The organism is Cobetia sp. PDI-23MA (assembly GCF_059507735.1).
Window position 1 is genome coordinate 3,107,781 of sequence record NZ_CM183352.1, and the last position, 11,788, is coordinate 3,119,568.

The 11,788-nt window shown below is 65.0% G+C and carries 11 protein-coding genes; 4 read left to right on the forward strand and 7 right to left on the reverse strand.

The features are described 5' to 3' along the window. Positions 1-240: 240 nt before the first annotated feature. The 5 genes from trmA to doeA form a co-directional block, all read right to left on the reverse strand. Positions 241-1,371, reverse strand: a complete 1,131-nt coding sequence (gene trmA, locus AC5WNJ_RS13195; protein ID WP_248380820.1) for a tRNA (uridine(54)-C5)-methyltransferase TrmA — start codon at positions 1,369-1,371, stop codon at positions 241-243. Between the two features lie 207 nt (positions 1,372-1,578). Beyond that, the gene (gene murI, locus AC5WNJ_RS13200; RefSeq protein WP_495929901.1) at positions 1,579-2,550 is read right to left on the reverse strand and encodes a glutamate racemase; all 972 of its coding nucleotides are present in this window, start codon (positions 2,548-2,550) and stop codon (positions 1,579-1,581) included. A gap of 50 nt (positions 2,551-2,600) precedes the next feature. Beyond that, positions 2,601-3,104: an Lrp/AsnC family transcriptional regulator gene (locus tag AC5WNJ_RS13205; RefSeq protein WP_495929902.1), complete on the reverse strand. Its 504-nt coding sequence runs from the start codon at positions 3,102-3,104 to the stop codon at positions 2,601-2,603. Further along, entirely contained in the window at positions 3,101-4,186 is a 1,086-nt protein-coding gene (doeB, locus tag AC5WNJ_RS13210) for a N(2)-acetyl-L-2,4-diaminobutanoate deacetylase DoeB (protein ID WP_253061507.1), read from the reverse strand. Before doeB ends, AC5WNJ_RS13205 begins: the two co-directional genes overlap by 4 nt. 45 nt (positions 4,187-4,231) lie before the next feature. Further along, the gene (gene doeA, locus AC5WNJ_RS13215; protein ID WP_176677791.1) at positions 4,232-5,542 is read right to left on the reverse strand and encodes an ectoine hydrolase DoeA; all 1,311 of its coding nucleotides are present in this window, start codon (positions 5,540-5,542) and stop codon (positions 4,232-4,234) included. Between the two features lie 456 nt (positions 5,543-5,998). Between doeA and AC5WNJ_RS13220 the strand changes: the two genes are divergently transcribed. After that, positions 5,999-7,003 carry a 2-hydroxyacid dehydrogenase gene (locus AC5WNJ_RS13220; RefSeq protein WP_495929903.1) on the forward strand — a complete coding sequence of 335 codons (1,005 nt, stop codon included), beginning with the start codon at positions 5,999-6,001 and terminating at the stop codon, positions 7,001-7,003. Between the two features lie 54 nt (positions 7,004-7,057). Here the strand turns inward: AC5WNJ_RS13220 and AC5WNJ_RS13225 are convergent, their stop codons facing one another. Further along, positions 7,058-7,525 (reverse strand): Lrp/AsnC family transcriptional regulator, encoded by a 468-nt coding sequence (locus AC5WNJ_RS13225; protein ID WP_205700861.1) that lies wholly within the window; start codon positions 7,523-7,525, stop codon positions 7,058-7,060. Positions 7,526-7,645: 120 nt separating this feature from the next. Here AC5WNJ_RS13225 and AC5WNJ_RS13230 point away from each other — a divergent pair, with 120 nt between their 5' ends. Beyond that, positions 7,646-8,827 (forward strand): PLP-dependent cysteine synthase family protein, encoded by a 1,182-nt coding sequence (locus AC5WNJ_RS13230; protein ID WP_495929905.1) that lies wholly within the window; start codon positions 7,646-7,648, stop codon positions 8,825-8,827. Positions 8,828-8,902: 75 nt separating this feature from the next. Here the strand turns inward: AC5WNJ_RS13230 and AC5WNJ_RS13235 are convergent, their stop codons facing one another. Further along, positions 8,903-9,463: a DJ-1/PfpI family protein gene (locus AC5WNJ_RS13235; RefSeq protein ID WP_043334317.1), complete on the reverse strand. Its 561-nt coding sequence runs from the start codon at positions 9,461-9,463 to the stop codon at positions 8,903-8,905. A gap of 268 nt (positions 9,464-9,731) precedes the next feature. Here AC5WNJ_RS13235 and AC5WNJ_RS13240 point away from each other — a divergent pair, with 268 nt between their 5' ends. After that, positions 9,732-10,592, forward strand: a complete 861-nt coding sequence (locus tag AC5WNJ_RS13240) for a hypothetical protein (protein WP_253064956.1) — start codon at positions 9,732-9,734, stop codon at positions 10,590-10,592. Positions 10,593-10,787: 195 nt separating this feature from the next. Beyond that, positions 10,788-11,714 (forward strand): LysO family transporter, encoded by a 927-nt coding sequence (locus tag AC5WNJ_RS13245; RefSeq protein WP_176677797.1) that lies wholly within the window; start codon positions 10,788-10,790, stop codon positions 11,712-11,714. Positions 11,715-11,788: the final 74 nt, after the last annotated feature.

Sequence of the window (11,788 nt, forward strand, 5' to 3'; positions counted from 1 at the left end):
GCGCCTCTGCCCCATGCCTGTTCCATATTGGTCATGCAGCATTACATCTGTGCATCGGGTATTGACTTGGCGGTCCGCGCATGAAACGAAAGTCTAATTCGAGTGGCTGTCATGTGCGCAAAAAAGCCCCGTCATCCCCTACCTGACAGGTAGATGACGACGGGGCTCCGGTTTTTCAAACGATTGGCGCGATGCCTGACTCATACGGGCGTGACGACAGTTGCCGATTTGACGACGCGCTTATCTGCGAACCAGATAGACACCGCACTCGAGGTGGTCGGTATACGGGAACTGATCGAACAACGCGAAGCGCTCGATACGGTGCGTGCGACACAGCACCTCAAGGTTGTCGATCAGCGTCTGCGGGTTGCAGGAGATGTAGACGATACGCTCGTAGCGCGCGGTCTGCTCGCAGCTGTCGGCATCGAGGCCGGCACGCGGCGGATCGACCAGCACGGTGCGGAAGTCGTGGTTGTCGAGGTCCATCTCCGCGACACGACGGCCCGCCTTCTCGCCCGCCAGCGCCAGCGAGAAGTCCTCGGCCGACATGCGCGCCACCTGGGCATTGTCGATGCTATTGGCCGCCAGGTTGACCTGCGCCGAGGCCACGGAAGTGCGCGAGATCTCGGTGGCCAGCACGCGGCGGAAGTTCTCGGCCAGCGCGATGGTGAAGTTGCCGTTGCCGCAATAGAGCTCGACCAGATCGCCCTGCTCACGGCCTTCCGCCTGCGCCTTGTCAGGATGGGTTACGTCACGCGCCCAACTGAGCATCGAGCGGCAGATCTCGGCATTGGGCTGGGTGAAGCTGTTCTCGACCTGCTGATAGACGTACTCGCGGCCATCGACCTCGAGACGCTCGAAGACGTGATCGCGCGTCAGCACGATATGCTGCTTGCGCGAACGCCCGATGATCATGATGTCGAGCTCTTCTTCCAGCGCGCGTGCTTCGGCTTCCCAGTCTTCGCCGAGCTTGCGATGGTAGATCAGCGTGACCAGTGCCTCGCCGCTCAGGGTGGTGAGGAACTCGCACTGGAACAGACGCTCGCGCAGCACCGGGCTTGCCTTGAGGCGCTCACGCAGCAGCGGCATCAACTCATTGATGCGCTGGCTGGCAACCGGAAAGTCGTCCATGCGCACGACCGTCTTCTTCTTGTTGCCTTCGTCGTCGAACTCGACCTCGAACATCGCGTAGTAGAGGTCATCATCCTCGTGCCAGATACGGAACTCGCAACGCATGCGGTAATGGCTGGGCGGCGAGGGAAACACCTCGAGTTCCGGCGCATCGAAGGCAGCGAAACGTGCGCGGGTCTGCTCGGCCTTCTCGGCGAGCTGCTGTTCATACTGACTGGGATCGACGACGGCGATGGCCACACTGACTCCTGCCTGCGGGCATACCGCAGCACTGAAACGATGAGCAAAGGGACGCGGGGACGTCATGGTGAGCCATGCCGATCACGTCCATTCAAAGGTTGGGCGCGCTAGCCTACCATCGGCAGCGCGAAGCTCAAGCGCCAAATCGCGGGCCAAGGCGGGAGCAGGCAGGTGCAATAGGGCCGCGAGAGTCAGCGCCCCTGCGCTTCAGTCGTCGAACGCCAGTGCCTGCAGCGCGGCGAAACCCTGACTGGCCAGCGCCGTGGCCAGCCCCGGCTGCCGGGCATCCGTCGCCAGCGCCATGTGCTCACGTGGTGCTGGCTGAACCGCCTGAGCGGCTTGCTGTCCAGCCTCTTGAGAGACCTGCTGATCAGTCTGAGCAACTTGTTGCCCAGCCACTTGGGCCGCAGCACCAAGCGCCAGCACCTCCGCCACACGGCGGGCGATTGCCGCGCCGGAATCCACCAGCGCCACTCGAGACTCGCCCAGCACCTGTGAGATGTCGGCGCCAAGCAGTGGGAAATGCGTGCAGCCGAGAATCACCACCTCCAGCGCCTCGACCGCCGCCAGATCAGCCAGACTGGCCGCCACCACCTCGGGGCGCGCCGGCTTGCCGCGCAGACGCCGCTCGGCCTCGGCGACCAGCGGATCGGCCGCAACGCGAATCACCTGACAATCCGCCGCGAAATCGTGGATCAACTGCTCCGTATAGGCACGTCTTACCGTGGCGGAAGTCGCCAGCAACGCGAACACCGGCGGCTCGCACTTCTCACGACGTTCTGCACTCTGACGCGCACGTGCCAACGCCGCCGCCGGCTTGATGGCGGGCACGGTGCCGATCACCGGAATCGACAGCGCTTCGCGCAACGCCACCAGCGCCAGGGTGCTGGCGGTATTGCAGGCCACTACCAGAGCACGCGCCCCGCTTGCCTCCACCGCCGCCACGCACACCTGCGCGATACGAGCCACCAGCCAGTCATCGGGCTTGGTGCCATAGGGCAAGGCGGCATTGTCACAGACATAGGCCAGTGGCAATGAGGGCCATTGGCGGCGGATCTCTGAGGCCACCGAGAGCCCTCCGACCCCCGAATCGAAGATCAGCACCGGGGCACCGGGGGATTCGGCCTGGACGTGGGACGGACAATCGACGGAGCCGGAAGGGGCGGCGAAAGGCACCATGGTGAGAGTATCTCGTGCGGCATGAGAGGAAGAGCGACGGAGCTGGCGCGCTATTTTACCTGCTTGGTGACGATGTAGGTGAAATAGCGATCGATACCCAGTTCCGAGACCAGCCAGCGGTCGATCAACCGCTGGTAGGCATCGATGCTGGCCGTCTCCAGCCGCAGCAGATAATCCACGCCACCACCGACCGCCACGCACTCGATCACTTCATTCGCTTCACGCATCGCCCGCTCGAAGCGCTGGAAGCTGCTGGCATCATGATGCTTGAGGTGGATCTCGACCCACACCGGCGTGCGCGGGGCGGCCGCCCGGGAAGCGCCCCCCTGCTGATCACTCAGGCGCTGCTGATTGATGATGGCGGCATAGCCCTCGATGATGCCCGCCTGCTCGAGGCGCTTGACGCGCTCCCAGCACGGGCTGACCGACAGGTTGATCTCCTCGGCCAGCCGCGACTTGGTGATGCGGCCATCGCGTTCGAGTATCGCCAGAATCTTGAGATCGAAGGCATCCAGTTTCGGCGATGGCTGCGAGCGGGAGGGACTCGCGCTCATGAGTCCTCTCGCGCCAGGTCGTCCACGACTTCCGCGATCACCGCCAGGGTGTCGCCCAGACTCACCTGGGCCGGGAAGCGCCGCGCCACCAGCACGCCATCACGCTCGGCGCGATATTCCACCGCCGCCTGACCGGCACGCCCCAGCGGATAGACCCGCGCCACGCATTGCCCCGCCGTGACCTGCTCACCGAGTGCCACGCACAGCTCCAGCAGCCCTTCATGCTCACTCTGCACGTAACAGCTGGCATCCGGCATGTCGATCAACAGCGGCGCGTTCGCCTGGCTGGCACGCTGGCGCTCGATGTCCTGCTCCAGATCCGCGCGACTGCGCTCGCGCAGCACACCACTGAAGGCGAGGAAGTTGTCGACGCCACGATCGGCGGTCGCCTGACGTTCCGGCGTGGTGGAACCGCCGCCGCCCAGCTCCGTGGTGACGAAGACCTTGCCCTGGCGCTCCACCGCAGTGTCGTAGAGTGCCTCGGCATCCAGCTCGAACATCATCATCGCCGAGGGTGCCCCGAAGGCCAGCGCCCCGGCCAGGCTCTCGGCTTCCTGCAGACGACACTGCTCGACGCCCAGCGACTCCTCGAGATAGTCGAGACGGTGCGCGGCGGCGAACGGCAGGATATCCAGAGTGCGGCCGCCGGAATGCAGGTCCAGCGCATAGTCGCACTGCGGCACCAGCACCCGGGTGAAGTAGTCGGCGATCTGCTCGGTCGGGCCGCCGGTGGGGCTGCCGGGGAAGCTGCGGTTGAGGTTGCCGCCATCGAGTGGCGAACAACGCCGCCCGGCCTTGGCCGCCAGCGCATTCATGGTCGGCACGATGATGACGCGCCCCTGCACGTCCTCAGGCGTGAGGCGCGCCGCCAGCTTGTAGAGCGCGGTGATGCCTTCGTACTCGTCGCCATGATTGCCGCCGGTCAGCAATACCGTCGGCCCCTCACCATTGGCGATCACGCTGATCGGGGTCATCACCGCGCCCCACGCCGACTCGTCAGTCGAGATCGGCAGCTTGAAGAAACCGTGCTGAACGCCATCGGCGAACAGATCGATGGTCAGACTGACGGGGGACTCTCGCATGACACCACTCCTTGTTATGGCGGGCTGCTGACACTTGTCGGCAGGCTATTTGACGAACAGCTGGCGCGGCACATCACACAGCGGCTCGGCACCGTTTTCCGTGATCAGGATCGACTCGGTGATCTCGAGCCCCCAGTCGTCCATCCACATACCGGGCATGAAGTGGAAGGTCATGCCCGGTTCCAGCACGGTCTCGTCACTGGGGCGCAGACTCATGGTGCGCTCGCCCCAGTCCGGCGGATAGCTGATGCCGATGGGATAGCCGCAGCGTGCGCCGCCACGGTCGAAGCCATACTTGTCCATCGCCGCGCCCAGCGCCAGCGCGATGTCACAGCAGCGATTGCCCGGCTTGGCGATGGCCAGTCCACTCTCGATGCCTTCCAGCAGGGCAGACTCACCGCGCACGAAATCGCGCGGCGGACGGCCGAGAAACACGGTACGCGACAGCGGCGCGTGATAGCGCTTGTAGCAGCCGGCCAGCTCGAAGAAGGTGCCCTCACCCTCACGAAACGGTGTGTCATCCCAGGTCAGGTGCGGCGCGGCGGCATCACTGCCGGTGGGCAGCAGCGGCACGATGGCCGGATAGTCGCCACCGAGAATCTCACCCTCGGGGCCGATCACGCCCTCGACGCCGACCCGGTAGATCTCCGCGACCAGCGCACTCTTGGGCAGGCCCGGCTCGATCATCTCCAGAATGCGTGAATGCATGCGCTCGACGATGCGCCCGGCCACGCGCATATAGGCGATTTCCTGCTCGGACTTGATCGCGCGACACCAGTTGACCAGCGAGTTGGCATCCACCAGCCGTGCGTGGGGCAGCTCCTTGAGCAGCGCCAAGTGCGCCCGCGCCGAATAGTAATAGTTGTCGAGCTCGACCCCGACGACCCCATCGTGCCAGCCACGCTGCGGCAGGATGGACTGGGCGAGAAACTCCATCGGGTGCATGTCCGGATTCTGCACGTAGTAATCCGGGTACCACAGGATGTTGTCCTCGCCCATCCAGCAGGTACGCAGCGCGCCGTTGCCGTCCTGACGACGCCCATACCAGACCGGCTCGCCGGAAAGCCCCAGCAGCACGCATTGGTGCACATAGAAGGACCAGCCGTCGTAGCCGGTCAGCCACGCCATGTTGGAGGGGTCGGAAATCACCATCACATCGATGCCGGCGCGCGCCATGGCCTCACGCACCCGCTGGATGCGCGCGCGATACTCGCCGATGGTGAAGGCCTGACGGCCAGCGGACAGCGCACGTGGCGTCCAGTCACTCTCGGTGGCCGGTGCCTCGCTGCTGGGCAAGGTGGCCAGGCCAGCGAAGGCTGGCTGGGGCGCACCAGTATGGGGCGGGAATTGACTCATGCAGCGCTCCTTATCGATCAGGCCTTGAGGCAAGCAGCACGTTGGGGCGGAGCCAGTGGCCATACGCAGGGCCAGGCAGCGGGTGACCGACCTGCCAGCCGCACCGGGCTGACAATGGCTGCCTGCGCCGCGAGCGAACGATGCGCCCCGCGGTTCGGCAGGGTCGGCGTACATGCGTACATCCGAATTCCCCTCTGGATTCGAGTCTGTCACTCTGCCAACAACGGGTCAAAGGACGACTCTGGCACTGTCGCCCTTCGCTTGAGCCCTTGCAAGGCCTGCGCCATTGCCGCCCGCGAGCAGGTCATGCCCGCAAGACAATGGCGCAAGGCAATGGCGCATGGTGAGGCCAAACTCCAGCCCCTTTGCACAGAGCCACGAACAGAGCCTACGAACAGGCCGGGACGGCTCAAAAATCTCGACCCGCCACCCAGCGTTACTGAAGAGGAGAACAGCATGCGGATACTGGTACATCATGAACGCGCCGAACGCTGGTGCGATGCTCTGCGTCAGCGCCTGTGCGATACCGCCGACGCCAAGGGGGCGCGGCAAGATGAGTCGTCGGAACAGTCATCAAAACAAGCGCCGCTGGAAATCATTGCCGATGACGGCGAGATGCTGGGCGATGTACTGGTGGTGTGGGCACCGCCCGCAGCGCTGTTCGAGCGCCACCGCGATCATGACGTCAAGGCGATCCTCAATCTGGGCGCGGGCGTCGACAGCCTGCTAGGCAACCCGGCACTGCCTGACGATGTGCCGGTGCTCAAGCTGAGCGATGCCGGCATGGCCAGCCACATGCTGGATTACGTGCGCTATGGCCTGCTGCACTTTCGACGTGACTTCGACCGCTACGCCAGACAGCAGACGGACACCCAGTGGGCCCCGCACCGCGTGGTGCGCGCCCATCAGTACCCGGTGGCGGTACTCGGGCTCGGCGCCATCGGCAGCCAAATCGCCGAATCATTGGCGGCAGACGGCTATCCGGTGCATGGCTTCAGCCGCAGCGCCCACACGTTGCAGGGCGTGACCTGCCACCATGAAACCGGCGAAGGCGGCCGCACCCTCCAGCAAGTGCTGGGTGACGAGTCGCTCGGCCTCAAGGCGGTGATCAACCTGTTGCCCAATACGCCGGCCACGAGAGACGTGTTGAACGCAGATGTCTTCCAGTCCCTGCCCGACGACGCCGTGCTGATCAATCCGGGGCGTGGCAGCAGCGTGGTCGAGGAGGACCTGGTCGCGGCGCTCGAGGAAGGCAAGCTCAGGGGCGCCCTGCTCGACGTCTTCCAGCACGAGCCACTGGCCGAGGACAGCCCGCTGTGGCACCAGCCGCGCGTGATCATCACGCCGCATGCCGCTGCGCCGACCCCGGTGGCCGAGGCAGCTGATCAGCTGGCAGACAACATTCGCCGCATTCAGCGAGGTGAAGTGCTGACCGGCATCAGCCGCGAGCACGGTTATTGAGCACGCTGGCGCACGGCGCTCAACCGGCGATCAGACGTCACCGCCTGACAGCCATCACAGCGGCAGCGCGGTGGTCGTCTTGATGCGCTCCATCGCGAAGCGGGCCGACACGTCGCTCAGCTCGTCGATGGTGTTGACCAGCCGCTTGTAGACGCGATCGTAGGCGTTCATGTCCTCGACCTGCACCTTGAGGAGATAGTCGTAGTCACCGGCCATGCGATAGAACTCGGTGACTTCCTCGATCTCCTCGACGATGGCCACGAAACGCTCGAACCAGGCCCGCGAGTGATCGCGGGTCTTGAGCTGCACGAAGGCCGTCAACCCCATGCCGATCAGCTCGGCATTCAGCAACGCCACCCGTGCGGTGATCACGCCACACTCTTCCAGGCGCTTGAGGCGCTTCCAGCAAGGAGACGTGGTCAGATGCACGGCTTCCGCCAGCGCCGCCAACGACAGGCTGGCATCGCGCTGCAGCAGCCGCAGCAGGGCGCGGTCCGTGGCATCGAGCACTATTTTCTCCATTACCCTCACCTCGCAATGAATTCTTGCCATGAAACATGGCTCACGCCATGACAACTGGCAAGTTTTGCTTGGCGGCTGGTCATACCATGAAAGCTCCTTCCTGCGACCGGAAATGCCGCCATGCCGACCACTGCCTCGCCCTCGACTGCGCCTTTCAGCACGCCCGCAGCACAGCACGCCCCGCACGCGACTCAGCGCGAGTCATGGCACCAACGCAGTCTCATGAAGCTTGCGGCCTTGAAGGCCGCCACCCCGGCGACCCCGCTGCTGGAACTCAGCCTGCGCGGGCTGGGTGAGGCGCGCATCCTGATCAAGGACGAGCGAGCGCATGCCAGCGGCTCGCTCAAGCATCGCCTGGCGATGTCGCTGTTCGAGCAGGCCCTGCTAAAGGATTGGCTCACACCCGGCTGTCCGGTGATCGAAGCCTCCTCGGGCTCCACGGCGGTCTCCGAGGCGTGGCTGGCACGCCGGCTGGGGCTTCAATTCATTGCCGTGGTGCCCAGGGGCACCGCCTTTTACAAGCAGGAAGCGATTCGTGACGAGGGCGGGCGCGTGGTGGAAATCGAAGACTCCGCTCGGCTTTGCCAGCATGCGCAGGCGCTTGCCGATGACAGCGGCGGTCACTTCCTCAATCAATTCCGCCATGCCGCTACTGCCGGTGACTGGGCAAGCGACACGAGCCTGCCCGGGGAGTGCCTGGCACAGATCGCCGCGCGTGAGCTGCCCGAGCTACAGGCGGTATTTCTCGGCGCCGGCACCGGCGGCAGCGCCGCCAGCTTCGCGCGCCATCTGCGCCACAAGCGTCATCTGCATCAGGGGAGCCATCTGCATCACGGGAGCCATCGTGCCCGCGTGATCGGCGTGGACCCCGAGCACTCCGTCTATCACGCCTGCTGGCAGCACCATCGTGCCCACGGCACCCGTACGACCAGCCTGCCCGTCCCGCAGGCGGCCAACCCCATCGAAGGCATCGGGCGGCCCTGCGTGCTGGAGGCATTCGACCCCGCCCATTTCGATGACTACCTACGCATCGCGGATGCACGCAGTCAGGCGGCCGCGCTATGGCTGGCCGAGCATGCCGGGCTTGAAGTCGGCCCCTCCACCGGCACCGCCTTCGCGGGGCTGCTCGAGAGTCTGGCGAGCAAGCGCGCTCGCGGTGAGTCGCTGGCCGGCAGCTGGTTGCTGCTGGCCTGTGATCACGCCGAGCGGTATGCCACCACGCTGGGCGACCCCGCATGGCGAGCCGCACAGCAATCGCGACTCGCCCCGCAGCGGGCCTGGATCGAGGCGCTGACCGTCTGAAACGACGACACCCCGCCGAGTGGCAGGGTGTCGTCAGGCAGATCCGATGCGATGGCGGGCGCTAGCGGGGGTGAATCACACCAGCAGCGCCTGGAACTGACGCAGCCATTCCGGATGCGCCGGCCAGGCCGGTGCAGTCACCAGCTTGCCGGAGGTCACGGCGTCGGTCACTTCCAGCGACACGAACTCACCGCCCGCCAGCTTCACCTCAGGCGCACAGGCTGGATAGGCGCTGACGCGATGGCCTTCCAGCGACATGGCGGCGGCCAAGAGCTGCGGACCATGACAGACGGCGGCGATGGGCTTGTCGGCCTCGACGAAGTGACGCACCATCGCCAGTACACGCTCATCCAGACGCAGATACTCGGGGGCGCGGCCACCGGGAATCAGCAACGCGTCGTAACTCTCGACGGCGATCTCGGCGAAGCTGGCGTTGAGCGCGAAGTTGTGGCCCGGCTTCTCGGTGTAGGTCTGATCACCCTCGAAGTCATGGATGGCGGTCTTGACGATATCGCCTTCCGTCTTGTCCGGGCAGACGACATCCACGCGATGTCCCATCGCCTGCAGCGCCTGGAAGGGCACCATCAGCTCGTAATCTTCTACAAAATCCCCGGCAATGATGACAATGCTGGCCATGATGATCTCCTGATTGGACCCAACGTCTAGGTACGCGCCGCGTGCGGCGGAAGGACAAGGCAGTTACAGAGTACCTATCCATTGCACATGAGCAAGCGCTGAAATATCGTCGTGGCCGCCTGGCGGGCGTTGGCTTGATTGTGGATCGCCTCAACATCATTACATCACTATTACATCACTACGTGCAGTCGCCCTACCCCGTCGCTGCCTGACCGCTCGACACCCTCATTCACAGGCCACGGCTCCAGTGCCGGTCTCGGGAGTCACCATGACCCTGCCATCTTTCGCCTTGTCTCACCTTTCTCAAGCCCCCGCGCGGCGCGGCGCTTGCACCGCCACACGCGCTGATCGACCCTCGGCATGGCAGCGCCTGTGCCGCGCAGGCCTGGGGGCGCTCCTGCTGGCGGGCAGTGCCCAGGCGGCCAGCGATGAAGCCGCTGTCAGCCCTGACGCGCCCGTGGCACCTGTCGCCAGCATCGCCCCGGTGCCCTTCACCGCCCACTACACCCTGGTGCTGGATGGCTGGCCGGATGTGCCCATCACCCAGCGCGTCAGCCAGAGCGGCGAGCTGTACATCGTCAGCATGGAGGCCTCCATCAAGGTCGCCAGCGGCTATGAGCAGGGCCGCTTCACGCTTGCGGAGGGCCGCATGCTGCCCGAGGGCTATCGCTCCGGCTATCGGCTGGCCGGCATCGGCAAGGACTACAACCGGGAAGCACCGCAGGCAGGCGACACCCGCCTGCCTGACCGTCAGAGCCTGCTGGTGCTGCTGAGCCAGCAGGTCGACAGCCAATGGAGCGAGCAGGCCTGTCTGGCCGCGACGCCCTGCTCACTGGACTATCTCGACCACAAGGGCCGCCAGCGCACCTTGATGTACGAGATCCAGGGCCAGGAAACGCGCCAGGCGGCACAGCGCACCTTCCGCACCCTGCGCATCGAGGCATGGCGCAAGCATCGCGAACACAAGCACTACCGTATCTGGCTGGCGCCGCGCTGGCCGGGCCTGATGGTCGGCCTCGATTACCTCGACTACGAAGACGTCATGGACAAGGAAGGCAACCGCAACGGCAAGGTACCGCCGCGCTCGGCCCACCTGACCCTGAACCAGCTGAGCAGCGCCCGCCAGTGATGACATGCTCCCGCCTCTAGCGCGGCTGATCATAAGCCCCGCTGATACGCCATCAGCAAGTCTCTCACGCAATGCTGATGGCGGGGTTATCCAGACCCCACGCCAACCGATATAATAAGGTCCTTCGGCGGTATTCACCGCCAATCAATCACTTGCGCCACCCTGCTATCCGGGTGGCAATGCCAGGGAAGGGTCATGCTGTCGGGTCTCATCTTCATTCTGCTGCCGCTGATACTCGGCTATCTGGTACGTCTCACTGATCCTGGCCGCCTGGCGGTGGTCAATCGGCTGGTCAATGCCTCCATCTATCTCATCCTGTTCCTGATGGGCATGGGACTGGCGGCGCTGGAGCAGTTGAGTGTCGGCATGGCCGCCATGAGCGGTCAGGCGTTGACGCTGTTCGCCATCATCACGCCGCTGAATCTGCTGGCGCTGTGGTGGCTGTCGCGCCGCAGCCCGCTACGCGCCAATCCCGCCCAGGCGGTGGATGGCGCACCGATGACCCGCTGGCAGGCACTGTCCGGCTCGCTGACCCTTGCCGCCATGGTCGCGCTCGGCGTCGGCGCCGGCGTGCTGCTCAAGACCTTCGGCACCCAGCTTGATACCGACACCCTCGCCGAATGGGCCCTCTATGTGCTGCTGGCGCTGATCGGCTGCCAGCTCAGAAGCTCCGGCATGAGCCTGCGCCAGATCCTGCTCAATCGACACGGCCTGGTCATCGCGCTGACGGTGATGGCCAGTTCGCTGCTCGGCGGCCTGCTGGCGGCGCCTCTGCTGGCGCTGGAGTGGAATCAGGGCATGGCGATCTCGGCCGGCTTCGGCTGGTATTCCCTGTCGGGGATCCTGATCGGTGATCAGCTCGGGCCGATTCTCGGCGGCGCCGCCTTCTTCAATGATCTGGCGCGCGAGCTGCTGGCCTTCGTGCTGATCCCCCTGACCATCCAGCGCTACACGCCGCTGGCCATCGGCATCGGTGGGGCCACCTCGATGGACTTCACGCTACCGGTGATCCAGCAGACCGGCGGCGTGGCCTGCGTCCCGGTCGCCGTGGTCTCGGGCTTCCTGCTGTCGCTGGCAGCGCCGCCGATGATGCTGTTCCTGCTCTCGCTGAGTCACGTCTGATCCGCCGGGCAAGGCTTGCTCCCGGGCTGCCTTAACAGGGACACTCTTGTCCTCCTTCGCAGCCGCTTGAATGT

Excerpts from the sequence above, each read along its gene's own strand:
- AC5WNJ_RS13220 (WP_495929903.1), top strand. The coding sequence starts at position 5,999 with ATGCGGATACTGGTACATCATGAACGCGCCGAACGCTGGTGCGATGCT.
- AC5WNJ_RS13225 (WP_205700861.1), bottom strand. The coding sequence starts at position 7,525 with ATGGAGAAAATAGTGCTCGATGCCACGGACCGCGCCCTGCTGCGGCTG.
- AC5WNJ_RS13230 (WP_495929905.1), top strand. The coding sequence starts at position 7,646 with ATGCCGACCACTGCCTCGCCCTCGACTGCGCCTTTCAGCACGCCCGCA.
- doeA (WP_176677791.1), bottom strand. The coding sequence starts at position 5,542 with ATGAGTCAATTCCCGCCCCATACTGGTGCGCCCCAGCCAGCCTTCGCT.
- AC5WNJ_RS13205 (WP_495929902.1), bottom strand. The coding sequence starts at position 3,104 with ATGAGCGCGAGTCCCTCCCGCTCGCAGCCATCGCCGAAACTGGATGCC.
- doeB (WP_253061507.1), bottom strand. The coding sequence starts at position 4,186 with ATGCGAGAGTCCCCCGTCAGTCTGACCATCGATCTGTTCGCCGATGGC.
- AC5WNJ_RS13235 (WP_043334317.1), bottom strand. The coding sequence starts at position 9,463 with ATGGCCAGCATTGTCATCATTGCCGGGGATTTTGTAGAAGATTACGAG.
- murI (WP_495929901.1), bottom strand. The coding sequence starts at position 2,550 with ATGGTGCCTTTCGCCGCCCCTTCCGGCTCCGTCGATTGTCCGTCCCAC.
- AC5WNJ_RS13245 (WP_176677797.1), top strand. The coding sequence starts at position 10,788 with ATGCTGTCGGGTCTCATCTTCATTCTGCTGCCGCTGATACTCGGCTAT.
- AC5WNJ_RS13240 (WP_253064956.1), top strand. The coding sequence starts at position 9,732 with ATGACCCTGCCATCTTTCGCCTTGTCTCACCTTTCTCAAGCCCCCGCG.